This is a genomic window from Streptomyces sp. NPDC096105 (assembly GCF_044763335.1).
Lineage (GTDB): Bacteria > Actinomycetota > Actinomycetes > Streptomycetales > Streptomycetaceae > Streptomyces.
Map to the genome: position 1 here is coordinate 78,774 of NZ_JBIWGC010000007.1, position 25,900 is coordinate 104,673.

Annotated in this window: 24 protein-coding genes; 10 read left to right on the plus strand and 14 right to left on the minus strand. The window is 74.8% G+C overall.

The features are described 5' to 3' along the window. Positions 1-35 precede the first annotated feature (35 nt). Entirely contained in the window at positions 36-1,580 is a 1,545-nt protein-coding gene (locus ACIQ8B_RS13990) for a helix-turn-helix domain-containing protein (protein ID WP_403546837.1), read from the plus strand. 6 nt (positions 1,581-1,586) lie between these two features. Here the strand turns inward: ACIQ8B_RS13990 and ACIQ8B_RS13995 are convergent, their stop codons facing one another. Together ACIQ8B_RS13995 and ACIQ8B_RS14000 are read right to left on the minus strand one after the other, a co-directional pair. Then, a complete protein-coding gene (locus ACIQ8B_RS13995; RefSeq protein WP_403546838.1) occupies positions 1,587-3,332 on the minus strand; it encodes a pyruvate dehydrogenase in 1,746 nt (581 codons plus the stop codon). Positions 3,333-3,398: 66 nt separating this feature from the next. After that, positions 3,399-4,349, minus strand: coding sequence for a protein phosphatase 2C domain-containing protein (locus ACIQ8B_RS14000; RefSeq protein WP_403546839.1), 951 nt, complete (start codon positions 4,347-4,349; stop codon positions 3,399-3,401). 852 nt (positions 4,350-5,201) lie between these two features. Here ACIQ8B_RS14000 and ACIQ8B_RS14005 point away from each other — a divergent pair. Then, positions 5,202-5,684 (plus strand): DUF456 domain-containing protein, encoded by a 483-nt coding sequence (locus ACIQ8B_RS14005; RefSeq protein WP_106411814.1) that lies wholly within the window; start codon positions 5,202-5,204, stop codon positions 5,682-5,684. 8 nt (positions 5,685-5,692) lie between these two features. Here the strand turns inward: ACIQ8B_RS14005 and ACIQ8B_RS14010 are convergent, their stop codons facing one another. Together ACIQ8B_RS14010 and ACIQ8B_RS14015 are read right to left on the minus strand one after the other, a co-directional pair. Continuing rightward, complete coding sequence (locus ACIQ8B_RS14010) at positions 5,693-6,196, minus strand: methylated-DNA--[protein]-cysteine S-methyltransferase (protein ID WP_403546840.1); 504 nt, start codon at positions 6,194-6,196, stop codon at positions 5,693-5,695. A 5-nt stretch (positions 6,197-6,201) separates the two neighbouring features. Further along, entirely contained in the window at positions 6,202-7,587 is a 1,386-nt protein-coding gene (locus ACIQ8B_RS14015; RefSeq protein WP_403546841.1) for a bifunctional transcriptional activator/DNA repair enzyme AdaA, read from the minus strand. 143 nt (positions 7,588-7,730) lie between these two features. Here ACIQ8B_RS14015 and ACIQ8B_RS14020 point away from each other — a divergent pair, with 143 nt between their 5' ends. Together ACIQ8B_RS14020 and ACIQ8B_RS14025 are read left to right on the plus strand one after the other, a co-directional pair. Next, positions 7,731-8,438, plus strand: coding sequence for a HEAT repeat domain-containing protein (locus ACIQ8B_RS14020; protein WP_403546842.1), 708 nt, complete (start codon positions 7,731-7,733; stop codon positions 8,436-8,438). A gap of 7 nt (positions 8,439-8,445) precedes the next feature. After that, positions 8,446-9,450, plus strand: coding sequence for a HEAT repeat domain-containing protein (locus ACIQ8B_RS14025; protein ID WP_290008975.1), 1,005 nt, complete (start codon positions 8,446-8,448; stop codon positions 9,448-9,450). A gap of 47 nt (positions 9,451-9,497) precedes the next feature. Here the strand turns inward: ACIQ8B_RS14025 and rsgA are convergent, their stop codons facing one another. The 3 genes from rsgA to ACIQ8B_RS14040 form a co-directional block, all read right to left on the minus strand. After that, complete coding sequence (gene rsgA, locus ACIQ8B_RS14030; RefSeq protein ID WP_403546843.1) at positions 9,498-10,601, minus strand: ribosome small subunit-dependent GTPase A; 1,104 nt, start codon at positions 10,599-10,601, stop codon at positions 9,498-9,500. Between the two features lie 688 nt (positions 10,602-11,289). Continuing rightward, positions 11,290-11,601 (minus strand): STAS domain-containing protein, encoded by a 312-nt coding sequence (locus ACIQ8B_RS14035; protein WP_403546844.1) that lies wholly within the window; start codon positions 11,599-11,601, stop codon positions 11,290-11,292. Between the two features lie 448 nt (positions 11,602-12,049). Next, positions 12,050-12,550 (minus strand): MarR family winged helix-turn-helix transcriptional regulator, encoded by a 501-nt coding sequence (locus tag ACIQ8B_RS14040; RefSeq protein ID WP_290009104.1) that lies wholly within the window; start codon positions 12,548-12,550, stop codon positions 12,050-12,052. 257 nt (positions 12,551-12,807) lie between these two features. Between ACIQ8B_RS14040 and ACIQ8B_RS14045 the strand changes: the two genes are divergently transcribed. The 3 genes from ACIQ8B_RS14045 to ACIQ8B_RS14055 all read left to right on the plus strand — a co-directional run bounded on the left by ACIQ8B_RS14045 (position 12,808) and on the right by ACIQ8B_RS14055 (position 14,325). Continuing rightward, entirely contained in the window at positions 12,808-13,182 is a 375-nt protein-coding gene (locus tag ACIQ8B_RS14045) for a DUF1330 domain-containing protein (RefSeq protein ID WP_403546845.1), read from the plus strand. 481 nt (positions 13,183-13,663) lie between these two features. Beyond that, positions 13,664-14,050 (plus strand): DUF1622 domain-containing protein, encoded by a 387-nt coding sequence (locus tag ACIQ8B_RS14050; RefSeq protein WP_290008968.1) that lies wholly within the window; start codon positions 13,664-13,666, stop codon positions 14,048-14,050. Continuing rightward, positions 14,050-14,325, plus strand: coding sequence for a hypothetical protein (locus ACIQ8B_RS14055; protein ID WP_403546846.1), 276 nt, complete (start codon positions 14,050-14,052; stop codon positions 14,323-14,325). The genes ACIQ8B_RS14050 and ACIQ8B_RS14055 overlap by 1 nt, the downstream gene beginning before the upstream one ends. A 151-nt stretch (positions 14,326-14,476) precedes the next feature. Here the strand turns inward: ACIQ8B_RS14055 and ACIQ8B_RS14060 are convergent, their stop codons facing one another. From ACIQ8B_RS14060 to ACIQ8B_RS14070, 3 genes are all read right to left on the minus strand, one after another. Beyond that, positions 14,477-14,866, minus strand: coding sequence for a four-helix bundle copper-binding protein (locus ACIQ8B_RS14060; protein WP_290009102.1), 390 nt, complete (start codon positions 14,864-14,866; stop codon positions 14,477-14,479). Between the two features lie 660 nt (positions 14,867-15,526). After that, positions 15,527-17,038, minus strand: coding sequence for a cellulose binding domain-containing protein (locus tag ACIQ8B_RS14065; RefSeq protein ID WP_403546847.1), 1,512 nt, complete (start codon positions 17,036-17,038; stop codon positions 15,527-15,529). Positions 17,039-17,278: 240 nt separating this feature from the next. Further along, positions 17,279-18,601, minus strand: a complete 1,323-nt coding sequence (locus ACIQ8B_RS14070; RefSeq protein WP_106411826.1) for a radical SAM protein — start codon at positions 18,599-18,601, stop codon at positions 17,279-17,281. Between the two features lie 154 nt (positions 18,602-18,755). Between ACIQ8B_RS14070 and ACIQ8B_RS14075 the strand changes: the two genes are divergently transcribed. Beyond that, positions 18,756-20,009, plus strand: coding sequence for an FAD-binding protein (locus ACIQ8B_RS14075; protein WP_290008963.1), 1,254 nt, complete (start codon positions 18,756-18,758; stop codon positions 20,007-20,009). A gap of 40 nt (positions 20,010-20,049) precedes the next feature. On the opposite strand, the gene ACIQ8B_RS14080 is transcribed toward ACIQ8B_RS14075, so the two are convergent. Beyond that, positions 20,050-20,580: a hypothetical protein gene (locus ACIQ8B_RS14080; RefSeq protein ID WP_403546848.1), complete on the minus strand. Its 531-nt coding sequence runs from the start codon at positions 20,578-20,580 to the stop codon at positions 20,050-20,052. Further along, entirely contained in the window at positions 20,562-22,301 is a 1,740-nt protein-coding gene (locus ACIQ8B_RS14085; RefSeq protein WP_403546849.1) for a PHP domain-containing protein, read from the minus strand. The genes ACIQ8B_RS14080 and ACIQ8B_RS14085 overlap by 19 nt, the downstream gene beginning before the upstream one ends. A 215-nt stretch (positions 22,302-22,516) precedes the next feature. On the opposite strand from ACIQ8B_RS14085, the gene ACIQ8B_RS14090 reads away from it, so the two are divergent. Beyond that, positions 22,517-23,095 (plus strand): TetR/AcrR family transcriptional regulator, encoded by a 579-nt coding sequence (locus ACIQ8B_RS14090; RefSeq protein WP_290009101.1) that lies wholly within the window; start codon positions 22,517-22,519, stop codon positions 23,093-23,095. Between the two features lie 18 nt (positions 23,096-23,113). On the opposite strand, the gene ACIQ8B_RS14095 is transcribed toward ACIQ8B_RS14090, so the two are convergent. Beyond that, positions 23,114-23,896: an isocitrate lyase/phosphoenolpyruvate mutase family protein gene (locus tag ACIQ8B_RS14095; RefSeq protein WP_403546850.1), complete on the minus strand. Its 783-nt coding sequence runs from the start codon at positions 23,894-23,896 to the stop codon at positions 23,114-23,116. A gap of 68 nt (positions 23,897-23,964) precedes the next feature. Then, on the minus strand, positions 23,965-24,801 hold the full coding sequence (locus ACIQ8B_RS14100) for a class II glutamine amidotransferase (RefSeq protein ID WP_290008957.1): 837 nt from the start codon (positions 24,799-24,801) through the stop codon (positions 23,965-23,967). Positions 24,802-24,952: 151 nt separating this feature from the next. Here ACIQ8B_RS14100 and mmuM point away from each other — a divergent pair, with 151 nt between their 5' ends. Then, a complete protein-coding gene (mmuM, locus tag ACIQ8B_RS14105; protein ID WP_403546851.1) occupies positions 24,953-25,873 on the plus strand; it encodes a homocysteine S-methyltransferase in 921 nt (306 codons plus the stop codon). The last annotated feature ends 27 nt before the right edge of the window (positions 25,874-25,900 follow it).

Here is a 25,900-nt window from a genome sequence, read left to right on the forward strand (position 1 = left end):
GGTCGGGACGGACGAGCCACGGGGAGACGGAGCCGGTGTCGGCACAGGACGAGGTGACGCGGTTCGCGGCGCTGCTGCGGGAGTTGAAGGGACGCACGGACCGCAGCTACGGCTCGCTGGCCCGCCGTCTCCACATGAACACCTCGACCCTGCACCGCTACTGCGCCGGCGACGCGGTCCCGGCCGACTTCGCCCCGGTCGAACGCTTCGCCGCCCTGTGCGGCGCGACGGACGCGGAACGCCTCGAACTCCACCGCCGCTGGCTCCGCGCGGCGGAGGCACGGCGCCGGCCTCGGGGCGGGGCGGCCCGGGACGCAAAGACCCCGGACCCGCCCGGTGCGGCACCCGGCACGGCCGGGCGGCGGTCCGGCGCCCCGGGGCACGGCTCAGGGCCGGACGTCCCGGGGAACGGCGCTCCGGCCGCCGGTCCAGGCACCACCGGTTCGGGCGCCGCCGGTTCGGGCGCCGCCGGTCCAGGCGCCACCGGTCCAGGCGCCACCGGTCCAGGCGCCACCGGTCCAGGCGCCACCGACCAGGCGAACGATTCAGGCCACCCCGAGGGGCCGAGCGGGGGTGACGGGCACGTCGTGCGGGGGCCCGCGGGCCACGGCGACGTGCCCACGGGGCGACGCCGGCGGCGGAGGCGGGCGGCCGTGGCCGCCGCTGCCGTGTGTGCGCTGCTCGCCGCCGTCGGGAGTCTGTCGTTCCTGCCGGACGACAGGCGGGCGGCGGCCGGGAGCAAGGCCCTCGGGGCGACGGAGGAGACAGCCGAAGGCGGCGCCGGCGACGGTGCGGGGTCCGCGCGGTCCGTCGCTCCGGCCGGGTCCCCCTCGGCCTCGGCGTCCGGCTCCCCCTCCCCCTCCGGGTCCGCCCCCGCCGGGCGGGGCGGGGACGGCGAGGCGTCCGAGGCGCGGCGTCCGTCCGGCTCGCCCGCCGCACCGGACAGGGCGCCCGCGGGGCCGCCGCCCCTCACCTGGTCCGCCGACTCCCACGCCTGGACGCACGGCTGCGGGCACGACTACGTGGTGGCGAAGCCGCCCGCCCGGGTGCCGCCGCCGCCCGTCCCGCAGGACGCCCGGACCTGGGCGGACGCCCAGGACGCCGTGCACGGCGGGGAGACCCTCGTCGAGCTGTCGGTGCAGGGGAGGTCCGACACGGCCGTCGTCCTCACGGCGCTGCGCGTCCGCGTGGCCGGCCGCTCGGAACCGGCGCCCGGCACCGCGTACGCGATGGACCAGGGCTGCGGCGGCGCGCTGACCCCCCGTTACTTCGACGTGGACCTGGACAAGGACCGGCCGATCGCCCGCGCGGTCGCCGGGAACGACACGGGCACACCGGTCCCGGCGGTCCGGATGCCGTACCGGGTGTCCGCGGCCGACCCCGAGGTGCTGCTGGTCACCGCCCGCACCGAGGGCTGCGACTGCCGCTGGTACCTGGAGCTGGACTGGTCCTCGCAGGGCCGCGCCGGCACGGTGCGGATCGACGACCGGGGCCGTCCGTTCCGCACCAGTGCCGTCGAGGGCCTGCCGCACTACGAGTACGACACGCTGAACCGCTCCTGGCGTCCGCGCGGCGGCTGAACACCGCTATGGGCGCGGCACGTTGCGCAGGTTGGAGCGGGCCATCTGCACCATCCGGCCGACCCCGCCGTCCAGCACGATCTTGGACGCGGACAGGGCGAACCCGGTCACCATCTCCTTGCTGATCTTCGGCGGGATGGACAGCGCGTTGGGGTCGGTCACGACGTCCACCAGCGCCGGCCCCTTGTGCTTGAACGCGGCCTTCAGCGCGCCCGCGAGCTCCTTCGGCTTCTCCACCCGCACCCCGTGGGCTCCGCAGGCGCGGGCCACGGCGGCGAAGTCGGGGTTCTTCATCGCCGTGCCGTGCGACGGGAGCCCGGCCACCAGCATCTCCAACTCCACCATGCTCAGCGAGGAGTTGTTGAAGAGGACGACCTTCACCGGCAGGTCGTACTGGACGAGGGTGAGGAAGTCGCCCATCAGCATGGCGAATCCGCCGTCGCCGGACATCGACACGACCTGCCGGCCCCGGTCGGTGAACTGCGCCCCGATCGCCATCGGCAGCGCGTTGGCCATCGAGCCGTGGGAGAACGAACCGATGATCCTGCGGCGGCCGTTGGGCGAGATGTAGCGGGCCGCCCAGACGTTGCACATGCCGGTGTCGACGGTGAAGACGGCGTCGTCGTCGGCCAGGTCGTCCAGCACGGACGCCACGTACTCCGGGTGGATCGGCACGTGCTTGTCCACCTTGCGGGTGTACGCCTTCACCACCCCCTCCAGCGCGTCCGCGTGCTTCTTCAGCATGCGGTCGAGGAACTTGCGGTTGTCCTTGGTGCGCACCCGGGGCGTGAGACAGCGCAGCGTCTCCTTCACGTCGCCCCACACCGCGAGGTCCAGCTTGGAGCGCCGGCCGATGACCTCGGGCCGCACGTCCACCTGGACGATCTTCACCTCGTCGCCGGGCAGGAAGGCGTTGTACGGGAAGTCGGTGCCGAGCAGGATCAGCAGGTCGCACTCGTGGGTCGCCTCGTACGCGGCGCCGTAGCCGAGCAGCCCGCTCATCCCGACGTCGTACGGATTGTCGTACTGGATCCATTCCTTGCCGCGCAGGGCGTGGCCGACCGGGGCCTTGATCTTCCCGGCGAACTCCATCACCTCGGCGTGCGCGCCCTTGGTGCCGGCGCCGCAGAACAAGGTGACCCTCTCGGCGCGGTCGATCATGTCGACGAGCTTGTCGATCTCGTCGTCGCCGGGACGGACGGTGGGCCGGGAGGTGACCAGGGCGGTCTCGGGCGCCTGGTCGGGGGCGGGTTCGTCGGCGAGGTCGCCGGGCAGCGAGACGACGCTGACGCCGGAACGGCTGACCGCGTGCTGGATGGCGGTGTCCAGCAGCCGGGGCATCTGCCGGGGGCTGGAGATCAGCTCGCAGTAGTGGCTGCACTCCTGGAACAACCGGTCGGGGTGGGTCTCCTGGAAGTAGCCGAGGCCGATCTCGCTGGACGGGATGTGGGAGGCGAGGGCGAGGACGGGCGCCATGGAGCGGTGGGCGTCGTACAGCCCGTTGATGAGGTGCAGGTTGCCGGGCCCGCAGGAGCCGGCGCAGGCGGTGAGCCGGCCGGTCACCTGCGCCTCGGCGCCGGCCGCGAAGGCGGCGGTCTCCTCGTGCCGGACGTGGATCCAGTCGATGGCGGAGTTGCGGCGCACGGCGTCCACGACGGGGTTGAGGCTGTCACCGACCACGCCGTACAGGCGTTTGACCCCCGCACGGACGAGGATGTCGACGAACTGCTCCGCGATGTTCTGTTTGGCCATGATGCCCGTCTGCCCCTCGGGTGCCGGAGATGCCTGACGGAATCCATGAATTCACACCGGGCGCGCTCACGCCTCCCAGACGGCCGCGACCGTACGGTCGTCGGCGTACCCCTTCACCCGAACCTGGGTATCGGCCAGATACGCCGTCAGCCCCGGGGGTTCCGGAGCCGACCACCGGTCGGCCAGGTGGGCACGGAGTCCGGGCTCACCGCGCAGGGGCTCGGCGAACCCGGTGCCGCACATCAGCAGCACATCACCCGGGCGGGCTACGGAGGTACGGAAACGGAAGGGCTCGCGGGGCGGTTCGGGCGCCGGTTCGTACGGGCTCGGGGGTGTGGGGATGCCGAGGTCCATGGTGCGGCGGTCGCCGTCCGGCGTCTCGTGCGGCGGCGAGCCGAAGCCGGGCACGGGCTCGCCCTTGACCTCGGCGACCTCCGGTTCGATGTCCTGCCACTCGCCGTCCCGCAGCCGGAACAGCCCTCCGGGGCCGGCCCCGAAGAACACCCGGGTGCGGCACTCGGGGTCGGCGGACAGCAGCAGGCAGCGCAGGGCGGCGGCGTGGTCGTCGGGGCCGAGGCCCTGCTCGGCCGCGCCGGCGCGCAGCCTGCCGAGGCTGCGGTCGGTGAGGCGGTGCAGGCCGGCCTTGAGGTCGGCGCGGCGGGCGGCCCGGATGTCGTCGGTGAGCCGCTCGTGGCTGCGGCCCACCGCCGCGCCGATCCAGCGGCAGACCTCGGCGGCGGCCCGGTGCGCGCCGGGGGCGGTCCGCAGGCCGGTGGCCAGCGCCACCAGCACCAGCGCCCGCTCCCCCGCCCCGAACCGCGCGGTCAGCAGCGCGTCGCGCCGGGGCTCGCCCCGGTACCTCGCGGAGTCCCCGCGCACGGAGGCGGCCCGCAGCGTGCAGGCGCCGTAGCGGGCGCCGTCCAGCACGGTGTCCGGGACGAGCGCGTCCAGGTCGTCGGGGTCGGCGGCGGGGAGGGCGGTGGGTTCCGCGTCGTAGGTGGGCGGACGGGCGCCCACGTAGGCGCGGGAGGGGGGCGGGGGCGGGAGGGGACCGAGCCTGGACCCGGGACCGTCCGCAGCGGCCCGGTCCTCCGGCGCGGCGGGGGTCCATGAACCGTGGGCGGGGGCGGCGGTGGGACCGGAGGGGGTGGAGGGGGGCGGCCGGTCGGGGAGCGTGGGGGCGGGAGCGCCGGGTGCCGGAGGGGAGGGCGGGGCGGCGGGCGCGGCGTCGGAGGAGGGTGGTCCTTGAGGCGGGTTCGGCGTGGCGGGCGCGTCGGCCGGCCGGCCCGGTCCCGGGGGGAAGACCCCCGGGAGCGGGGGCGCCGAGGGCGCCGATGCCTGACCGGGGGGCGGCTCCGGGGCGGGAGGCGCGTCGGCCGGGGTGTCCTGCCCCGGCGGGCAGGGCGCCGGAGGCGGGTCCGTGGGGGGCGGGCGCTCCCAGAGGGCGCGGGGTGACGCACCGGCGGAGGGTCCGGGAGGCATGGCCTCCGGCGACGGCGTCTGCCGCTGGGCCGGGACCACCGGGGTCCCGGGGACGTCCCGGGGGCCCGGGTCCGGCGGGAGGCGGGCCGCGTCGGACGGCCCGCCCGCGTTCACCGCGCCCGCCGCGGAGGCGAAACGGTCGTCCAGGGAATCGGCCGCGGGCGCCGGCCCCGTGTCGTCGGAGGCGTCGTCGTAGAGCCGGCCCCACCAGTCGTCCTCGGGACCGGGACCGGTGGGCCCGGCGGGTCCTCCCCCCTGCTGACTCATGCCCCCAATTGTCCACCGGACGGGCCGGATGAAAACGGGGCATCGGGAAAATCACCGCCCCGCGCGTGGACGCCACGCTTCCGGTCTGCGCCGTCCCGCGCCCTCCTGCACCCTGGACTGATGGGAGCGTGGGACCTCCTGCTGGCCGGACTGGTGCTCCTGCTCGGTCTGTGCGGAGTGCTGGCGCCAGGGGTGCCCGGGTCCTGGCTGGTGTGGGCCGCGGTCCTGTGGTGGGCGCTGAAGGACCCGCGGGCGGTCGCGTGGTGGGTGCTGGTGGGGGCGACCGGGGTGCTGTTCCTGTCGCAGGTGGTGCGCTGGGCGCTGCCGCCCCGCAGACTCCGGGCGGGCGGTGCGGACGCCCGGCTGCTGGCGTACGCGGGCGGCGGCTCGTTCGCCGGTTTCGTGCTGCTGCCGGTGATCGGCGCGGTCCCCGGCTTCCTCGCCGGGGTGTACGTCCACGAGCGGCTGCGCCTCGGCCGCCGCGGGGAGGCGAAGGCGGCGGTGCGCACGGTGATGCGGTCGGGCGGGTGGAGTGTGCTGACGGAGCTGTTCACCTGCCAGCTGATCGCGGCGGCGTGGATCGGCGCGGTGTTCTGGGGCTGAGCGGCCCTTCAAGGGTTCTGCGCGCGCGGCAGCGCACCCTCGTGGGTGAGCAGCCGCACCTTGCGCTCCAGTCCCCCGGCGTACCCCGTGAGGGAGCCGTCGGCGCCGATGACGCGGTGGCAGGGGCGGACGATCAGCAGCGGGTTCGCGCCGATCGCGCCCCCGACGGCCCGTACGGCGGCCCGGGGCGCCCCGATGCGCGCGGCGATCTCCCCGTAGGTGACGGTCCCGCCGTACGGCACGTCGTCCAGGGCGGCCCACACCTTCTCCCGGAAGGGGGTGCCGACGGCCCTCGTCGGCAGCCGGAAGTCCTTGAGGTCGCCCGCGAAGTACGCGGCGAGCTGCCGTTCCGCCTCCCGGAACGGACCGGGGTCGTGCGTCCAGTCGTCCCGCACCACGGTCGCCTTCTTCTGTCCGGGCACGGTGAGCGAGGTCAGCTCGCCGGTCGGGGCGGCGGTCAGCAGCAACGGCCCGAGGGGGCCGTCCACGTGCGTCCAGTACGTCGTCGTCATGAGGGTCACTCCAACTCCCCTGCGGCTCGCAGGTGGTTCAGGGCGTACGAGCGCCAGGGGCGCCAGCTGTCGGGGACGCCGGGGCCCGGCGGGGCCACGTCCGGGTCGCCGAGCGCACGGGTGCGGATCGCGGCGATCGTACGGTCGTCGAGGCCGGGCACGGCGGCGAGGGCGTCCCGCGCCGCGTCCCGGTCGGCGCCGGGTCCGAGCCGTACGGCGCCGTCGGCGAGGGCGGCGGCGAGCGCGCCCAGGGGGCCGCCGGGCTCGGCCTCGGCGAGGACGGCGGCCTCGGGGAACAGGTGGGTGAGGCTCCCGCAGGGGGCGTCGAGCCGTTTGCCGTAGCGGTGGACCAGTCCGGCGGCCGTGTCGCGTCCCGCCAGCGCCCGGACGGCCACCTCGTCGGGGTCGGCGGCGCCGGGCGAGCGCAGTCCGGGACGGGCCGCGACCAGCGGGGCGAGCCGGGGGTCGGCACCGAGGCGCTCGTCGACGGCGTAGGGGTCGGCGTCCAGGTCGAACAGCCGGCGCAGCCGCTGCACGGCGGTGGTCAGGTCGCGGAGGTCGGTGAGGTGGACGCGGGCGTCGAGCCAGCCGCCGGGACGGGCGCCGGTGCCGGTGTGCGGGCGCTCGTCGACGGCGGCGATGCCGGTGCCGTAGGGCAGGCGCAGGGTGCGCCGGTAGGTGCGCGCGCCGGGTACGCCGGTCACCTCCTCGATGCCGGGGACGGCCTCCCGTTCCAGCAGGTCGAAGACAGGCCGCGCCTGGTAGGGGCCCCGGTGGGCGAGGCGCAGGGGCACCCCGGCGGTGGGGGCGCCGGGGCGGGCCCGCCCCTTGCGGGGCGCGGCGGCGCGCAGCCCGGTGGGCGTGGTGGCGTACACGGCGCGGACGGTGTCGTTGAACTGCCGCACGCTGGCGAACCCGGCGGCGAACGCGATCTCGGTGACCGGCAGCCCGGTGGTCTGCAGCAGCACGCGCGCGGTGTGGGCGCGCTGGGCGCGGGCCAGGGCGACCGGCCCGGCGCCCAGTTCCGCGGTGAGCTGCCGCTGCACCTGGCGGGCGCTGTAGCCGAGGCGCGCGGCGAGCCCGGCGACGCCCTCGCGGTCGACCACGCCGTCGGCGATGAGACGCATGGCGCGGCCCACGGTGTCGGCCCGCACGTTCCACTCGGCGGAGCCGGGCACGGCGTCGGGGCGGCAGCGCCGGCAGGCCCGGAAGCCCGCGCCCTGCGCCGCGGCGGCGGTCGGGAAGAAGCGCACGTGGGCGCGTTTGGGGGTGATCGCGGGGCAGCTGGGCCGGCAGTAGATGCCCGTGGTCTCGACGGCGAAGAAGAACGCGCCGTCGAACCGGGCGTCCCGGCTGCGCACCGCCTCGTACCTGCTGTCCTCGTCCCTCACACGGTCCAGTGTCCACCGGCGGGGGCGGCGTGACCGGCGGGAATCGGACAGGGAATCCGGCGCCCCGTGCGGTGGTCCCGTGCGGCGGCGCTTGACCCTGACACGGTGAGAAGGTCTTCACTGGCGGGCCTGGAGGTGCTCCGATGACCACGCCCAAGGCGGAGACGACAACATCACGTGTGCTCGCGGGACTGCGGCACGACGATTCCTCGGTGCGCCTGCGCGCGGCGCTCGCGGCCGGCTCGGACCCGGACCCGGAGTTCGTGGAGCCGCTGGTGGAACGGTGCGGGGTGGAACCGGTGTTCCATGTGCGGGACATGCTGACGTGGGCGCTCACCCGGCACCCTGAGGCGTCGACGGTGCCCCGGGTGGTGGCCGAGCTGCGGTCGCCGCACGCCCGGGCGCGGAGTCAGGCGCTGCACACCCTGTCCAAGATCGGGGACCCTGGGGTGTGGCCGGCGATCACCCGGTCGCTGCTGACCGACCCGGACGACGAGGTGGCGCGGACCGCCTGGCGGACGGCCGTGCCGCTGGTGCCCGAGGGCGAGGCGGCGGAGCTGGCGGAGGTGCTGGTGTCCCAGCTCGGACGGGGTGGGAGGGAGACGCAGCTCAGTCTCAGCCGGGCGCTGATCGCTCTCGGCGAGCCGGCCGTCGCACCGGTGCGGGCCGCGGCGTCCGGCCCGGACCCACGGGTGCGGGAGCACGCGCTCGCCACGGAGCGGTTGCGGCGCGACCCTGAGGCGGGGTTCGCGTACGCGGTGGAGGAGGCGAAGCGCGTGGTGTCGCTGGGGCCGGAGGCCCGGGACCCGGACGGGCAGGACGCCGTGGGTCCGGACGGGCAGGAGGAGTGAGGCAGGGGTGCTGATCGGTGAGGTGGCGCGGCGGTCCGGGGTCAGCCCCCGGATGCTGCGGCACTACGAGTCGCTGGACCTGGTGCGGCCGTCGGGCCGTACGGCGGCCGGGTACCGCGCGTACACGGAGGAGGACATCCGGCGGATCTTCCACGTGGAGAGCCTGCGGTCGCTGGGGCTGTCGCTGCGGGACGTGGGCCGCGCCCTGGACGATCCCGGCTTCACGCCGTCCGGTCTCGTCGCGGACCTGGCCCGGCGGACACGGGAGAGGATCGCGCGGGAGACGGAGCTGCTGACGCGGCTCCAGCGGATCGACGCGGCGGAACCCGCCGACTGGCAGGACGTCCTCCAGGTCGTCGCGCTGCTGCGGAACCTGCGCTCCGGGGACCCCGGGATGCGGCAGCGGGCGGCGCTGTCGTCGGTGGACACGGTGCCGGTGCCGGTGGAGGCGCTGGTGGAGGCGGTGCTGAGCGAGGCGGACCCGCATGTCGCCGGGGCCCTGCGGTGGGCGCTGGCACAGGCGGGCGAGCGGGGGCCCGAGCTGCTGGCGGCGGGGCTGGAGTCGGCGCTGCCGGAGGTGCGCGGGCGGGCGGCGCGATGCCTGGCGGAGGTCCCGGGCGAGCGGGCGACGGCACTGCTGCGGGACGCCCTCGGCGACGCGGACCCGGCCGTACGCCGGACCGCGGCCCTGGAACTGGGGGCGCGCGGGGTGGCGGACGCGATGCCGGAACTGGTCGGCATGGTCGTCGAGGAGGCGAACGACGTCGACGCCGCCGACGCGCTGGGCACGCTGGCGGGCGACGCGGCGGTGGCGGACCGCATCGTGGCGGCGCTGGCGGACCGTCTGGCCGGAGGCGCGCCGGACCCGTCCGCGCGCCGCCGGCTGACACAGGCCCTCGCCGAGATCCCGGGCCCGGCGGCCACGGACACGCTGAGGTCCCTGACCGGGGACGGGGACCGGACGGTGGCGCTGACGGCGCGGTACGTCCTGGAACTGCGGGAGTCGGACTGAGCCGTCCCGCCGGGCGCCCCACGGGGCGCCCGGCGGGCAGGGTGTTCTTACCTCAGCCGTCCCCGCTTGGCCTCCATGGCGGCCTTGCCGAGGGCGCCCTTGCGCTTCCAGTCCTTGCGGATCTCCGCGCGGAGGCGGGCGTCGGTCTTGGCGACGATGTACTGGTTCTCCCGGAGCAGCTTGCGGTAGCTGTCCAGGCGGCGCCGGGGCAGCTCGCCGGCCTCGATGGCGTCGAGGACGGCGCAGCCGGGCTCGCTCTCGTGGGCGCAGTCGTGGAACCGGCAGCTCTCGGCGAGGTGCTGGATCTCGGAGAACACCTGGCCGACCCCGGTGCCGGCGTCCCACAGGCCGACGCCCCGCAGGCCCGGGGTGTCGATGAGGACTCCCCCGCCGGGCAGCAGGAGCAGGTTGCGGGTCGTGGTGGTGTGGCGGCCCTTGCCGTCGACGTCCCGGGTGGCCCGGACGTCCATGACGTCCTCGCCGAGGAGGGCGTTGGCCAGGGTGGACTTGCCGGCGCCGGACTGCCCGAGCAGGACCGAGGTCCCGCCGGAGACGACCGCCGAGAGCACGTCGAGCCCTTCGCCGTCCTGCGCGCTGACGGTGAGGACGGGCACGCCGGGCGCGCTGGTCTCCACGTCCTGCATGAGGTACGACCGGGTCACCGCGTCCGGCACGAGGTCGGCCTTGGTGAGCACCACGACCGGCTGCGCGCCGGACTCCCACGCGAGCGCGAGGAACCGCTCGATCCGGGCGAGGTCGAGTTCCACGGCGAGGGACACGGCGACGACCGCGTGGTCGACGTTGGCGGCGAGGATCTGCCCCTCGGACCGCTTGGAGGAGGTGGACCGCACGAACGCGGTACGGCGCGGCAGCAGCGTACGCACGTAGCGGGGGCGGGCGCCGTCGGGGTCGACGGCGGCCCAGTCACCGGTGCAGACGACCTTCATCGGGTCGCGGGGGACGACGTACTCGGTGTCGGCGCGGATCACGCCGTCCGGGGTGGCCATGTCGCACAGCCCCCGGTCGACCCGGACCACGCGCCCGGGCACCAGCCCCTGCGCGGCGTACGGAGCGAAGGCGTCCTCCCACTGCTCGTCCCAGCCGTAGGGAGCGAGGGGGTGCGAGGAGGCGGAAGGAGAGGAGAGGTTCAAGGGAGACCCTTCGAAGGGCGGCCCCGGCGGCGCGCGTTCAGGCACGCGCGAGAAGAGGTGAGGTCAGCCGGAGGCCACGGAGGTGGACGAAACGAACGACTGAGTGCGGGCACGGCCCCTCACAGAGACAGCCATCGGTCACACCTCCCAGGAACCTCGACTCGGACGAACAGCGCCCACGTGTGGAGCGCCTCGCGAACACGGCACAGCCTAGGGTCCCCGGTGATCGCGCGCCATCTCTTTTCGCGTCCCGTCGGCGCGAGTACGGCACTCAGGGAACCGGCACGGCGTGCACGCCGGTTGAACAGGAGAAACCAGCCCGGCGCGCTGGAGCGCCGCGCGCGCTCCTGCGCTTCCCGCTCTTCGCGGTCGTCCGTCCACGCGGGCGACCGCGCGGTTCGTTCCGCTGCGCTCTCGCCCCCTCACGACATCGAAACGCCCGACCCCTCTCTCCATACATCCCTCCATCAGCTTTAGACTATGCAAAAGTTTCGCCGATGAAGTGCTGGCATCGGACCGGTCCTACCCGGCCGAGACGGCGACGGGGCTTCGACCGCTTCTCGGGTCGTGGTCATGCTGCAGGTCTGCGCGCGGTGCGTACCGCGACGTGTTTCGACCGGGCGGCGGGCAGCCGGCCGCCTGCCCGCCGGTCCCCCTCGGCGGCCTCCGGTGCTTGACCGTGGACGCCTCACGGCGGTGCCGCAGGAGGCGGCTCCTCTCCGCCCCTGTCCACGTCCAGATCAGTGGCCAGTCCCGCCCTTCGCGCAGCGGTCCGAACGGCAGCACTGGGCTCCACGAGCCGCACGTCGACGCCGGCCAGCGGCAGGGTCCGGCAGATGCCCCGCAGGGTGTACAGGCTCGCCAGGTCGCAGAAGGTGACACCGGACAGGTCGAGGACCAGCGAAGCGACCGCCGAGCGCGCGGAAAGTACAGCCAGGTCGTCCCGCAGTGTGGCAGCGGTGTCCGCATCGAGCTCCCCGTCGAGGAGCAGGCGCAGCACGGACGAGGGGCCGTGGCCGGTCCCGGAACGGACACGGAGTCTTGTCGCGCCCCCCGTCCGGAACGGCTCGTGCCGACGGGGCGGGACGCCGTCGGCAGCCTTGTCGTGCGGCACGGGACGGGACGGTGGCATGGCCGGGCCTCCGGACGGTTCGCCTTGACGGACGCCGACCAGACTTCCCGGCACTCCAGGCGGGGCCACCAGGCCCAGCCGTCCGTGTAGTTTTGCATAGAGCAAAGAAATTCTCCATCGGGCCCCGGCGGCGGGAGCCCTCAGGACGGCCACGGCGGCCCGGGGGACCGGCTCGGCACCCGGAGCGGGCCGCGCCGTTCCCGGCACGTCCGCTCAGCGGCCCGGGACCGCGCGGACACGCACCGGAAGCGGCCCGCGCCCGTGGGGAACGGGAGCGCGTGCCTGCCTGCGGCGAGCATCGGTCCTTGCGCCCGCCTCACGGGGCGCCGGGCAGTTCGCCCGTCCACCCCAGCGGATGCGCCTGCGTGTCCTCGACGACCGGCGCCAAGGGCTCCGCCCCGGCCCTGTTGAAGGCGTTGAGCGCTTCGACCAGGGCCAGCCGCTGCACCGGGGTGAGTCTTTCGACGATGGCGGCGATCTCGGTACGCCGGCGAGCCGTGACGCTCTCGACCGTGCGCCGTCCCTCGGCGGTGAGCTGCAGCAGCGTCTCCCGACGGCTGTGGGGATTGGCGTGCCGGTCCGCCAGGCCGGCCGCGATCAGGCGGTCCACCATGCGCATGGCGGTGGACGGCGCCACCTGGAGCTGCTCGGCCAGCGTGACGAGCTTGGTGGCTCCCCTCGTGGCCAGCACCACCAGCATCCGGAACTGCGGCAGCGTCACCCGCTCCTCGACCTCGGCGAGGGAACGCGCGGACACCGCGACCAGCAGGCGTGACGCGGTCAGCACCGCCTGGGTCACGGCGTCCACATCGTCCATCGCCCTCGCGGGGCCCTCGCTCTCACGCACGACTCCTTTCTACCGCCCCACGATCACCGGGAGCACGTCGGCCGAGACCTGGCCCGCCCGCCACCACCGCGGTCACGGCCCGCTTCCGCGAGGGCCGCGGCCACATCCGGCCGCGCAACTCATACCGACCAGGTGGTATGCAGCTGGGTCCGTCGTCACCTACCCTCGTGCCAGCCGTCCGTCGGACGCCCCCACGCCCTCCACCCCGCGACGACAAGGAGACGTTCATGACTGTCGATCCCCACAAGGCAGTCCTCCAGGAACTCGGTGACCAGAAGCCCGGGGAGCCTTTCGTCATGCTCAACCTGCTGCGGTTCGCGCCTGACGGACGCACGTCGTACGAGGAGTACTCACGTCGTGCGGCGGTCTTCCTGCGACAGCACGGGGGCGAGCTCCTCTACGCCGGGGACGGCGACACCCCCCTGGTCGCCGGACAAGGACAGGCGTGGGACGCCGTGCTGCTCGTGCGCTATCCGAGCCGGGAGGCGTTCGTTCGCATGGTGACCGATCCCGGCTACCAGGAGATCACCCGGCTGAGGTCCCGCGCGCTCACCGAGGCCGTGCTCCAGCCGACCACCCCGTGGACGCGGCACGCGTCGTGACGGGAGCCGGACCGGCTCGCGGCGCCGCTGACGGGAGACTGCCGCGACCTCGGCCATGGCTGCCGTACTTCCGCCCGGGTGGGTGCACCGAGCCGGCCGGGGAGGAGCCGTCTGAGGCGGGCCAGGCATCGGGCAAGGGCTGCCGCGCCCCCACCGCCGCAGCCGTACCGGCCGCCGATGGGCGAACGGACACCGTCGGCTGCCAGTGCCGCAGCCGGCCGTCCAGCAGCGCGAAGCAGGCCGCGGTGTGACGCCGTGGCCGGCCGTCGTACCGGGCGGGTCCCACCGCTGCGATCTCCCCATGCGCGCATCGGACGGCCCCGGAACGATGGCGCGCGCCACGCCGCCGGAGTCCGGGCGGAGGGCAGGGCCGAGGCGCCGCCCAGGGAGTCGGACCAGAAGACCGGCCGTCCGGCGGCGACCGGGTGAGAACCGTGCCCGGCAGGCGAGCCGGCCCGCAGGACGGGGTACCGGCCTCACCATGCCCTTGTCGATGGAGCTCCTGCCCGAGTCGACGCTGCGCGACGTGATCGGGCTCCTTGTCAGAGTCGTCGAGTCCGCCGGCGCACTGATCATCTTCGTGGGAGCCGTCTGGGCATTCGCGCAGTTCCTCCTGGCCGGACTACGGCGCGACCGCAAGCTGTCCGGCTTCAACCGCATCCGCCTCAGCCTCGGACGCTTCCTCGTCCTGGGTCTGGAGTTCCAGCTCGCCGGTGACGTACTGCGGACGGCCGTCGCGCCGAGCTTCGCGGAGATCGGGCAGCTGGCGGCGATCGCCGCGATCCGTACCGCGCTCAACTACTTCCTGGGTCGGGAGATCGCCCAGGAAAGAGCCGAACTCGACGCGAGGGAAAAGACCGCGGCCTGATGACCCCCTGGCTCCACACCGCCGCCGCGCTCACCACCGTCCTGGGGCTGTTCAGCGCCTGCGTGGCCCACGTGGCCGTGGGCCGGTTCCGCACGTCACTGGGCGTGCTGCTCGACTTCCTCACCGCTGCCGGACTGATCAAGCTCGCCGACGAACCGTCGTGGGGGCGTGTCGCCGCCGCGGCCGGTGTGATCGCCGTCCGCAAGCTCATCACGACACGTCTCGGCCGGCCCTTGCTCGACGGCACGCGGAGGACGGACCACCGGCCGATATGACCGGACGCAGCCGTCGTCCGCTGCCGGTCACCGGCCACGGATCACCGCCCGGGAAGGGTGTGCCCGAAGCCGCGCAGGAGGTCACGGCCCTGCCGCACCCTGCTTTCCGGACTTCTCCCTCATGGCCCCGCAAACACACTCACCCGACCAGTCAGCCGAGGGAGGTGATCAGGTCGTTGCAGGCCTGCTCGCAACGTCGGCAGGCTTCGGCGCACACGCGGCAGTGGTCGTGCATGCCGGCGTGGCGTTCGCATTCGTCGCCGCAGGCCTTGCACACCGTCGCGCACGCCTGGAGCACGGCGCGCGTGACGTTCGCGTCGTAACCGGTGTGACGGGAGAGCACGGCGGCGGTGGCGGTACAGACGTCCGCGCAGTCCGCGTCGGTGCGGATGCACTTCGTCAGCTCGTCGACCGTCTCCTCCGACAGGCACGCGTCGGCGCAGGCCGTGCACGCCTGCGCGCAAGCCAGGCACTCCTCGATACAGCGCGCCAGCTTCTCCCTGTCCACACCGCCCAGATCGGCGGGGTAGGCACGGAGCATGTCCTTGACCACAGCAGCCACTATTACCTCCAGCAATGGTGCGTCTTGCGTGGATTGCCATGGAACGTGTATCCCTGGCGCACAGCCCGAACCCGGGCGCATCCGGGTGGGCGGCCCCGGCGCCCGCCATCGCCTCACCGGTGGGCCGGAGCACCCTCGACGCCCACGGTGTCGAGGGGTGCGGGATGCTCACCCGTCTCACGCCGGAGGACGTCGTCCGGGCCGACGGCTCGAAGGACACGGTCGATGCGGCCGTCCGGACCACCGGACACCGCCATGCCGTCCCTGCCCGGCCACAAGGGGCGCCCCGGACCCCGGCGGCCGCCCCGCTCCCGGGATCGGCTGTGCCGGCCCCGAGTTCCAGCGCGGCCTCTCCTCCGGCACTCTGCGCGGCGTCGGCCGCGATGCCACGCAGGTGCTGTCCCGACCCGGCGGTTGCCGGCGGAGGACGCGGAGCGGCGGATCGAGCTGTTGGCCGGGCGGCTCGCCGCCCTTTGACGCGACGTACGAGTGTGACGGACCCGCGTTGCGGTGAGCCCGGGCGTTCGCGCAGTCCGGCGCCCACGGGGTGCCTCCCCCCAGAGGGGGCGGCCCCCAGCGCCAGCCCTCCGCCAGACCCTTGAGGCACGCATGCCCGCCGGGCACGAGCGCGTCAACCGCTCACGCCACCCCGCAGGCCCTCCCGTCGACCGTGAAGTCCGACGCCCGGACGTCCGTGTCCCGCCTCGCCGCGACGAAGCCGAAGGCGAGTCTGCCGCCCGCGGCGACGCTCGCGTTGTAGTCGGGCGCGGTGGCGGTCACCCGCGCGCCGGACTGGTGGACCGAGGCGTCCCACATCTGGGTGACGCGCTGGCCGTCGGGGAGGGTGAAGCCGACCCGCCAGCCGTCCAGGGCGTGCCGGGTCGTCACGGTGACGGCCGCCTGGTAGCCCTCCGGCCACTGGTCGAGCACGTCGTAGTCGACCAGGCAGGCGGGCCGCGAGGGGCCGCCGTCCCCCGGCGTGGCGGCGGCGCCGGAGGACGTGCCCTGCGGCTCCGGGTCGGGCTCGGGCGTCGGGTCCGCCGTGCGGGAGGGCGGGGCGCTGCTCGGCGCGGCAGCGGCACTGGACGCGGGGACGGAGGGGTCCGGCGAACCGGACGGCGCCGTGCCCGCCGGCGGCAGTGACGGCACGGGCGCGGCCACCGGACCCCCGCGGTCGTTGTCGGGGGCGGCGGTCCCGGGATCCCCGCCGTCTCCGAACGGCATCAGCGACACCGCGAGCGCGAGCAGCGAGACGACGGCGGCCGCGGCCATGGGCCCGTGCCGGGCGACCCGCGCCCTGCGGCCGGGCCCGCCCACCGGGTCGTCGGCGTCCGGGTCGGCGCCGTCCGGGTGCCCGGCGCCCAGCCGCACCTCGGCGGCGCGGCGGCGGCGCTCCAGGTAGGCGAGGCCGCCCCAGCCGATGACGCCGCCGGCCAGCGCGCCGGGCAGGGTGCCGCCGTGCGGGCGCAGACAGGCGGCGGCCTCCGCGCACTGCCGGCAGACGGCGAGGTGCCGGGACAGGTCCTCGGGGGCGTCCGCGGCGGGCGAGCGGGTGACGGCGTCGAGCAGCCGGGCGTAGCTGCGGCACTCGGCGTCCATCGGGGAGTCGAGGTGGTTGCGGTGGCAGCGGTCCCGGAACAGGCGGCCGACCTGGGCGAGTTCGTCGGCCGCGGTGGCCGGGTCGAGACCCAGCCGGCGAGCCACCAGGGGCAACGGCAGCGCCTCCGCCTCGGCCAGCCACAGCAGTTCGGCGTCCGCCTGCTGGAGGTCGCGCAACCCCCGCAGGGCGATGGGGCGTCCGAGGGGCGGCCCGGTGTGGCGGGCGGCCTCCTCGGAGTGCAGCCACAGCCGGAGGCCGGGGTCGAGCTTGTGCCCCTGCCCCTCCTTCTCCCACCCGGCGGCCGTGTTCCGTACGGCGGTCAGCAGCAGGGGGATGCGGGGCAGCCGGGAGGAACGGCGGCCGGTCCCGCGCACGCTTCCCGACTCGGCCGCGCGCAGTTCCCGTATGCCCTCGGCGAAGGCCTCCCGGGCCAGTTCCGCGGCGGCGTCGGAGCCCGCCGTGCACAGGTCGGCGTAGGAGAGCACCGCGTCCCAGCATTCGGAGAACAGGGCCGCTTCGGCGGCGTCCTGGGGGCTCGGCAGGTCGGGCATGAGACTCCTGCATCCACGAGCGAGGTCAACTCGCCGTACCGGCGGGTGGAGTTGAGGGGAACCTCGCGGCAGTGGACGAGAGCTTCGCACGTCCCCGACACACCTGACAAGCGCCGTCTTCACTTTGTGTGGCGGTATCGCGACCCCTCGCAGGGACCATACGCAGGAAAGGCCGGAACGTCTCGGTTCCGGCCTTTCCTGTTCCGTCCTGCCTGGTCCGCCGCGGTGCGCGGCGGACGCTCAGACCGCCTCGACGGGCTCCTCCGCCGGGAGGCTGTCCATGAAGGAGCTGACGGAGAACACCGCGCGGCCGGGTCCGGGCGGGCCGTACCCGGGGGGCGAGGACAGACCGAAGTCCTCCATGGTCTGCCGGTACGCCTGGAGGAGCCGGATGTGGTATTCCAGCGGCGCGCCCTGCGGGTTGGCCTTGCCGAGCGGGGTGGTCGGCTCGGGACACCAGGTGGTGAAGCGGGGCGTGATCCCCTTCGACATGAAGAAGCGCAGGCCCTCGGTGGTGGACGCGATGGCCTCGTCGACCGTCTTGAATCCGAACGGCTCGGCCATCTCCACGCCCGCCACGAAGTTGGGGATCACGTTGCGCGCGCCGAAGATCTCCGCGGAGTCGAGGATGCGGCGGTGCCACTCGTCCCGGCCGACGTACCGCTCCTTGCCGGGGCAGTACATCTTGAACAAGTACTCGTCCCACACCTCGTAGTTGGGGTGGTAGATCTGCACGCCGTAGTCCTTGAAGCGCTGCACGTCGTCCTTGGGCAGCGCCTGGGCGACGACCTTGCCGATCCAGCGGCCGGGGAAGCGCTCCTCGATGGCCTTGGCGTAGTGGCCGTAGAAGTCGGCCTCGTCGCGGCCGGAGACGGTCTTGGTGATCGCGCCGCCGGTGAGGGTGTAGGCGGTGGACGCCTTCGCCGTGTCGTAGCGGTCGATGATCTCCAGGGCCTCGAGGACCTCCTCGACGTCCTTCACGCCGGTGTAGGGCCGGCCGGCCGCCTTGTGCTGGCGCCAGTTGTGATTGATGTCGCAGTACTGGCACTCCTCCTTGGCGCCGAAGTACTGGCAGACGCGGAAGACCGTCAGGTAGATCAGGTAGCCCCACTGGATGGTGGGGGCGACCTCCATCACGGACTTCCCGTTGGACAGCTTGTGCCGGTAGTACTCCGGCATCGGCGGCACGCCGACGTCGGAGATCCGCTTGCCGTCCAGGTAGAGGCCGAGCATGCCGTGCTCGTCGGCGGCGACCCGGTACGGGGACGACGGGTTCACGCGGACGGACACGACCGTGCGGCGCAGGTCGTACGGTCCTCCGGTGAGGATGATCTCCTCCGGCGGGCGGCGCAGCGCGGCCTCGCCCAGCTCCGGCAGGGTGCCGTGGTCGAAGGAGAAGATGAAGTACGACTTCGGTTTGACCTCGCCGCCCTCGTTGTCGCTGAGCGCGGACGCGTCGAAGGCCACACCGCCGCGCAGCAGGTCCTCCTTGAAGACGGCCTCGCGCGGCACGTGCGGGAACCGCTCCATCAGATCCTCGACCAGCGCGGTACGGCTGCCCATCGCGTGTTCTCCTCCCGGTGCCGACGTACGACTCCTCACGGTATGCCCCCGGCCGGACGTCCGGGGCGGCGGGGCCCCCCACCGGGTGCGGTTCACTCCCGAGGTAGGTTCCGTCGGGGCCCGTCCACGGGTCCGCCGGCGGGAGGGACGAGGGATGACCGAGAGCGTGACCAACTGGGCGGGCAACATCACCTACGCCGCCGAGGAGCTGCACCGGCCGCGCACGCTCGAGGCGCTGCGCGCACTGGTCGCGGGCTCCTCCCGGGTGCGGGTGCTGGGCAGCGGCCACTCCTTCAACCGCATCGCCGACGCGGGCGAGGGCGGTGTTCTCGTGTCCCTCGCCGCGCTGCCCCCGCTGATCGAGGTGGACGCCGAGGGGCGGACGGTACGGGTCGGCGGCGGGGTGCGGTACGCGGAGCTGGCCCGCGAGGTGCACCGGCACGGGCTGGCGCTGGCGAACATGGCGTCGCTCCCGCACATCTCGGTGGCCGGGTCGGTCGCCACCGGCACGCACGGCTCGGGCGTCGGCAACGGCCCGCTGTCGGCGTCCGTGCGCGCGGTGGAGCTGGTCACGGCGGACGGCTCGACGGTGACCCTCGCGCGCGGCGACGAGCGGTTCGGCGGCGCGGTCACCTCGCTGGGGGCGCTCGGCGTGGTCACCGCGCTCACCCTGGACCTGGAACCGGCGTACGAGGTGGAGCAGCGGGTGTTCACCGAGCTGCCGCTCGACCTCCTGGACTCGGGCACGTTCGACGCGGTGATGTCGGCGGCGTACAGCGTGAGCCTGTTCACCGACTGGCGGAAGCCGGGCTTCCGGCAGGTGTGGGTGAAGCACCGCACCGACCGGCCCCGCGCGGACTTCCCGTGGGCGGCGCCCGCGACGGAGAAGGCGCACCCCGTGCCGGGGATGCCCGGGGTGAACTGCACCGAGCAGTTCGGGACGCCGGGTCCGTGGCACGAGCGGCTGCCGCACTTCCGGGCGGAGTTCACGCCGAGCAGCGGCGCGGAACTCCAGTCGGAGTACCTGCTGCCCCGGGAGACCGCCGTGGACGTGCTGCGCGCCCTGGACGGCGTCCGGGAGACGGTCGCGCCGGTGCTGCAGACCTGCGAGGTGCGCACGGTGGCCGCCGAGGAGCAGTGGCTGGGCCCCGCGTACGGCAGGGACACGGTGGCCGTGCACTTCACCTGGATCGAGGACACGGCGGCGGTGCTGCCGGTGGTGCGGCGGGTGGAGGAGGCGCTGGCGCCGTTCGCGCCGCGACCGCACTGGGGCAAGGTGTTCACCGCCCCGCCCGCCGAGCTGCACGCCCGCTACCCGCGGCTGCACGACTTCCGCGCCCTGGTCCGCGAACTGGACCCGGAGGGCACGTTCGGCAACGCGTTCGTGCGGGGCGTGCTGGGCGGCTGACGGGACGCGGGCGCCCGTGGGCCCCCGCGTCCCTGCGTCCTCAGTGGTCCGCGCAGCAGGGGGTGGGGTCCGGCGCCTCGAAGGGCACCAGGGTGTCCCCCAGGGCCGGGGTGGCGGCGAGGACCAGCGCACCGCCCTGCCACTGCGGCCGTACGTGGTCGCGGGTCACCATGCGGGCGTCCGGCTCCGGCGGCAGGGGCGAGCCCAGCACCGTCACCCGGTCGATCGCGGAGCACTCCAGCAGCTCCCCGACCGTCAGGGTGCCCGTGAGCCGGGACGCCCCCGGATAGAGCACCGCGCGCCCCGACGGGTCCGGCAGTCCGGCCGAGACGGTGCCGTGCTCCCCCTCCGCGAGCCGCTCCCGCACGGTGTCCAGCAGGGACGCCGAAGGCAGGGACAGCGACACGACGACCCTCGGGCGGCCGTCCCGCACCAGGTGGGTGCAGCCGACGGTGTCCGCGGGCAGGGCGAGCCGGTCCGCCAGCCGGTGCAGCAGGTGGTCCGCCGTCCGCAGGTCCCGCGCGCCCGCGTCGACGGTGAGCGCGTACGCCGTCACGACGGCAGCACCCATACGGGGTTGGAGTAGAACCACAGGTCGCGCCAGGGGTCGGCGTCGCCCACGACGTCCAGGGCGGGACCGGCCGGGTCGGTCTTCGCGCCCATGACCCCGACGGCGGACCGGTTGCCGTCGGTGCCGCGCAGCCGCAGGTACACGGGACGGTCGACCCGCCCCAGGTCGAAGGTGAGCCGCACACTGCCCGCGGACTTCCCGATCTCGTACGACCGGACGACGGCCGCCGTCGGCGCGGTGAACGTGTCCCGGTCGGACACCGGGCCGGTGACGTCGCCCTGGATGACGTCGACGCGGGCCAGTGCGGGCGTGAACCCGGCCCAGTTGGGGCCGCCCGCGAGCGCCACGTCGGCGGTCAGCGTGACCTTCGTCCCCTTGCGGACGTGCAGGGCGCCGCCGAGCGTGGCCCAGCGGCCGCCTCCGGACACCCGGACGTCGAGGCCGCTGATGAGCTGCCCGTGGTCGACCCAGATGCGGCCGGCGCGGATGCCGTCCATGACGGCGGCGTAGGAGAAGCCGTCGGCGCCGACGTGGGTGCGGCTGTACTGGCCGGGCCAGAAGTCGCCCTGCCGGGTGTCGATCTTCCCGGCGTACACCGGGTCGCCGTGGCGGCCGTCGGTGGCGAAGTCGCCGGCGCCGCGGGCGGTGGTGTCGGCGTACACCTGGTGGGAGTCGGAGTTCGCGGTGATCCACCAGGGGCGGCCCTCGGCGAGGAGGCTGTCCCACAGGCCGCCGACGGTGGCGGTCATCCAGTCGAAGCCGCCCCAGGTGCGGTAGCTCTCCAGCGGGTAGCCGGGGAAGGAGTTCGGGCCGGGGCTGCCGTCGTAGATGCCGCGGGCGCCGCCCGGGCCGAGCGGGCCGGGCAGTCCGGCGGCCTGGTGGCCGGGCGCGCCCTCGAAGCCGACGGCGATCTGCCGGTCCCGGCCGGTGGCGTCGCGCCAGGCGCGGATCTCGTGCGGGGAGTCGATGCCCTTGCGAGAGGGGTGGTTGGCGAGCATCAGCACGTCCTCGACCTTGCGGCGCCGCACCTGCTCGGCGAGGAACCGGAGGCCGGCCACGGCGAGGGCCTCGTTGGCGGGGGTGGAGTCGCCCGCGCCCTTCACGCCGCCGTCGTAGTCGTTCTCGAACTGCTTGAGCACGGCGACCTCGTTGCGTCCGGGGTGGACGAAGACGGTGCCGTGCTCGGCGGCCGGGATGTTCCACTCCAGGCCCTGGAAGACGAGGGTGTCCCGGTGGGCGGCGCGCGCCTGCCTGATGTCCGGGTTGACCTTCTCGACGCCGATCCTGGCGTGCGTGGCGCTGCCGTGGTCGGTGATCACCAGCCAGTCCATGCCGTGCCGGGCGCCCTGGCGCACCTGGTCGACGACGCGGTACTTGCCGTCGCTGCTGTACTGGGTGTGGATGTGGTGGTCGCCCGCGAGCCACAGGAAGCCCTTGGCCGGGCCTCTGCCGCCGCCTCTGCGGTCGCCCGCCGCGGGTGCGGGTGCGGCGGGCGTGGCCGCGGCGGTGCTGCCGGACAGCACGGTGCCCGAGGCGAGGCCCGCGCCCAGCAGTCCGGCCCGGCGCAGCAGGGCGCGGCGGGACGCCTGCCCGGGGTCCAGTGCCTCGTCGGGCACGGAGGTGTCGAAGGCGGCGGGCAGGGGCGCGGTCGCGCCGTGCCCGTGGTCGTGCCCGTGGTCGTGGTGATGGTGGTGCGGTCCGTGTGCGTGCCCGTGACCCATGACTGGCCTCCTCGTCGTACTGCGCCGCAATGGAGGATCCGGGGGGCGCGTGAACCGGGTGCGTCCGCGGGGTGACCGGTGCGTGCCGCCGGCACGACGGCTGCGGGCCGTCGGGGACCGGCCGCCACCACGGATCAGCCGCAGGCGGGCCACCATCCCGCTCGGGTCGGCTACATTCACCTGTCCGAAGCCCGCCCGACCCTCCGGAGGCCCGCATCCCCCGCGCCGGACTCACCGCCGACCGCCTCGTGGCGGCGGCCGTCGACCTCGCCGACGAGGCCGGCTACGAGAACGTCACCCTGTCCGCGCTGGCCCGGCGTTTCAACGTCAAGGACGCGAGCCTGTACGCGCACGTACGGGGGCTGCGGGACCTGCGCACGCGGATGGCGCTGCTGGCGGGCGGCGAGATGACCGACCGGATCGCGGCGGCGGTCGAGGGCCGCACCGGCAAGGAGGCGCTGGCCGCGTTCGCCGGCGCGTACCGCGGCTACGCCCTCGCCCACCCCGGACGGTACGCGGCCGCCCAGATCCGCCTGGACGAGGCCACGGTGACGGGCTCCCCCGCGCTGCGCCGCACCGCCGAGGTCGCCTACGGCCTGCTCCGCGCGTACGGCCTGGAGGAACCCGACCTCACCGACGCGGTACGGCTGTTGCGCAGCTCCTTCCACGGCTACTGCGCCCTGGAGTCCGCCGGCGCGTTCGGCGCCCCGCGCGACCTGGAGGCGTCGTGGGACCGGATGATCGACGCGCTGCACCTGACGCTGCGGAACTGGCCCCGCCGGGCGGCGGGCTGACCCACGGCGGGGGCGCCGTCACCCGGCGAGCCGCCGCACCTCCTGGCAGGCCGGCACCGTGCCCGCCCCCGGCGCCCGCCCCTCCCGCACCGCGTCCACCGCGTCCAGGGCCGCGCCGAGGGCCCGCCGGTACAGCAGCGAGCCGAAGCTGACACCACGGCGCACGCCGAGACCGGCGAGCCGGGCGAGGGACGGACCGCCGGGCGCGTGGAGGACGTTGAGGGGACAGCCGTCCAGGGCGCGCACCAGGACGGCGAGGGCGCCGGGATCGGTGAGGCCGGGCACGAACACGCCGTCCGCACCGGCGTCGCGGTAGGCCAGGACCCGGTCCAGGGTGCCCTCGCCGTCGCCGAGCCAGTACGTGTCCGTCCGGGCGTTGACGAAGAGACCGGGTGCGGCGGCGCGCACGGCCTCGATCTTCGCCACGTGGCGGTCGACGGGCCCGAGCCCGTCCTCCAGGTTGGTCCCGACCACGCCGCGTGCTTGCAACTCCCGCGCGAAAGCGGCTACTTCACCGGGATCGTCGCTGAAGCCGTCCTCCGCGTCGACGGAGAGGAGGAAGGGCAGCGCGCCGAGGGCGCCCGCGAGCCGCAGCGTCTCCTCGCGGGTGGCCCGGGCCCCGTCGGGCAGCCCGGCCGCCGCGGCGGCCCCCAGGCTCGTGGTGCCGGCGGCGGGGAAACCGTGGGCGTGGAGGAGAGCAGCGGAGGCGTGGTCCCAGGCGTTGGGCAGCAGCAGGGGCCGGTCCTGGCGGTGCAGCGCGGCGAAGGCCTCCGCGGGGCGGCCGGAGTGGTCGTCGGTCATACGGGCCACGCCAGGGCCGGGACCGTTCGGCGCCGGCCGAACCGTCGGCGGGTCGCCCCGGTCGCGCCTCACGCCGGCTGCTCCGGCGCGAACGCGTGCATCTCGTCCCCCTCCGGCTGCACCACCCCGCACGTGCTCTCCGGGACGGCGTTCCAGGCTCCGGGGAGGTCGCCCAGGGGTTCGGAGACGATGAGGCGGGCGTCGTCCGCGATGTCGCGCAGGAACGCCACGTCGGGGTGGAGGGACTTCAGCGTCTCGACACGCGTGCTGTAGAAGAGGGACCGGGACTGGTGCTGCGTGGAGTAGCGGAACGCCCACAGCCGCTCGCCGTCGGTCACCGCGACCGTCATCTGCAGGGGGTGTTCGACGCCGTGCGCGTGGCCGGTGCGCTCCACCAGGCCCGCCATGCGGGCGACGGCGCCGCGCGGGTCGTCCTCCAGGCCGAAGGTGAGCGCCAGGTAGAACATCATCTCGGAGTCCGTGGACCCCTCGATGTACGGGAACAGGTCCGGACGGACGGCCAGGGCGAGGTCACGCCGCAGCAGGGGGAAGCCGTCGATCGCCCCGTTGTGCATCCACATCCAGCGGTCGTACCGGAACGGATGGCAGTTGGTCTGCTGCACCGCCGTGCCGGTCGAGGCGCGGATGTGGGCGAAGAACAGCGGGGAGACGACGTGCCCGGCGATCTCCCGCAGATTCCGGTCGCTCCAGGCCGGACCGATGTCCCTGACCACGGCGGGACTGTCCTTGGCCGGCAGGTACCAGCCGATCCCGAAGCCGTCGCCGTTGGTGGTCTCCACGCCCATCCGGGCGTGCAGGCTCTGGTCGATCAGGGAGTGCACCGGCCGGTAGAGCAGGTTCTCGAGCAGGATCGGGGTGCCCGAATAGGCGAGCCAACGGCACATGTCCACCGCCTTCCCGGTCGGGACCGAACCGCGTGCGCCGCCCGGCGGGCGCGAGCAGGATGCTCGCGCCCGCCCGGACACCGCACGCTCCCGCCCCGGGTACCCCTCGCGTGTGGTGCGACGCGGTGCGCGCCTCGGTTAGCGTCGCCGTATGAGCGGCAGCACCACGGGATCCCTCGTCTCGGCCCTGGCGGACGGCACGGTCGTCCTGGACGGCGGCATGTCCAACCAGCTCGCGGCGGCCGGCCACGACCTGAGCGACGGGCTGTGGTCGGCGCGGCTGCTCGCGGAGGACCCGGAGGCGGTCACGGCGGCGCACCTCGCGTACTTCGAGGCGGGCGCGGACGTGGCGATCACGGCGAGCTACCAGGCGACGTTCGAGGGGTTCGCGCGCCGCGGGATCGGCCGGGACCGGGCGGCGGAGCTGCTGGCGCTGAGCGTGGAGTGCGCCCGTACGGCGGCCCGGCGCGCCTCGGACCCGCCCCGCCCGCGGTGGGTGGCGGCCTCCGTCGGCCCGTACGGCGCGATGCTCGCGGACGGCTCCGAGTACCGGGGCCGCTACGGACTGTCGGTCGCGGAGCTGGAACGGTTCCACCGCCCGAGGGCGGAGGTGCTGGCCGCCGCCGCCCCGGACGTCCTCGCCCTGGAGACGATCCCCGACACGGACGAGGCGGAGGCCCTGCTGCGCGCGGTGCGCGGGCTGGGTGTGCCCGCCTGGCTGTCGTACTCGGCGGCCGGGGGCCGTACGCGGGCGGGCCAGCCGCTGGAGGACGCGTTCGCGTTCGCCGCGCGGGCGGACGAGGTGATCGCGGTCGGCGTCAACTGCTGCACCCCGGAGGACGCGGACCACGCGGTGGCCGTCGCCGCCCGTGTGACCGGCAGACCGGTGGTGGTCTACCCGAACAGCGGCGAGCGGTGGGACGCGCGGGCCCGCGCCTGGACCGGCGCGCCCACGTTCTCGGCGTCCCGGGTGACGGGCTGGCGGGAGTCGGGGGCGCGGCTGATCGGGGGGTGCTGCCGGGTGGGGCCGGAGACGATCACGTCGGTCGCGCGGACGCTGCGGGGCGCGTAGCGCGGACGCTGCGGGGCGCGTAGCGCG

Excerpts from the sequence above, each read along its gene's own strand:
- ACIQ8B_RS14100 (WP_290008957.1), bottom strand. The coding sequence starts at position 24,801 with ATGTGCCGTTGGCTCGCCTATTCGGGCACCCCGATCCTGCTCGAGAAC.
- ACIQ8B_RS14060 (WP_290009102.1), bottom strand. The coding sequence starts at position 14,866 with ATGCTCCGTGCCTACCCCGCCGATCTGGGCGGTGTGGACAGGGAGAAG.
- ACIQ8B_RS14050 (WP_290008968.1), top strand. The coding sequence starts at position 13,664 with ATGCCCTTGTCGATGGAGCTCCTGCCCGAGTCGACGCTGCGCGACGTG.
- ACIQ8B_RS14010 (WP_403546840.1), bottom strand. The coding sequence starts at position 6,196 with ATGACGACGACGTACTGGACGCACGTGGACGGCCCCCTCGGGCCGTTG.
- ACIQ8B_RS14085 (WP_403546849.1), bottom strand. The coding sequence starts at position 22,301 with ATGGGTCACGGGCACGCACACGGACCGCACCACCATCACCACGACCAC.
- ACIQ8B_RS14040 (WP_290009104.1), bottom strand. The coding sequence starts at position 12,550 with ATGGACGATGTGGACGCCGTGACCCAGGCGGTGCTGACCGCGTCACGC.
- ACIQ8B_RS14080 (WP_403546848.1), bottom strand. The coding sequence starts at position 20,580 with ATGGGTGCTGCCGTCGTGACGGCGTACGCGCTCACCGTCGACGCGGGC.
- ACIQ8B_RS13995 (WP_403546838.1), bottom strand. The coding sequence starts at position 3,332 with ATGGCCAAACAGAACATCGCGGAGCAGTTCGTCGACATCCTCGTCCGT.
- ACIQ8B_RS14070 (WP_106411826.1), bottom strand. The coding sequence starts at position 18,601 with ATGGGCAGCCGTACCGCGCTGGTCGAGGATCTGATGGAGCGGTTCCCG.
- ACIQ8B_RS14020 (WP_403546842.1), top strand. The coding sequence starts at position 7,731 with ATGACCACGCCCAAGGCGGAGACGACAACATCACGTGTGCTCGCGGGA.
- ACIQ8B_RS14005 (WP_106411814.1), top strand. The coding sequence starts at position 5,202 with ATGGGAGCGTGGGACCTCCTGCTGGCCGGACTGGTGCTCCTGCTCGGT.
- ACIQ8B_RS14095 (WP_403546850.1), bottom strand. The coding sequence starts at position 23,896 with ATGACCGACGACCACTCCGGCCGCCCCGCGGAGGCCTTCGCCGCGCTG.
- ACIQ8B_RS14065 (WP_403546847.1), bottom strand. The coding sequence starts at position 17,038 with ATGCCCGACCTGCCGAGCCCCCAGGACGCCGCCGAAGCGGCCCTGTTC.
- ACIQ8B_RS14075 (WP_290008963.1), top strand. The coding sequence starts at position 18,756 with ATGACCGAGAGCGTGACCAACTGGGCGGGCAACATCACCTACGCCGCC.
- ACIQ8B_RS14045 (WP_403546845.1), top strand. The coding sequence starts at position 12,808 with ATGACTGTCGATCCCCACAAGGCAGTCCTCCAGGAACTCGGTGACCAG.
- mmuM (WP_403546851.1), top strand. The coding sequence starts at position 24,953 with ATGAGCGGCAGCACCACGGGATCCCTCGTCTCGGCCCTGGCGGACGGC.
- ACIQ8B_RS14055 (WP_403546846.1), top strand. The coding sequence starts at position 14,050 with ATGACCCCCTGGCTCCACACCGCCGCCGCGCTCACCACCGTCCTGGGG.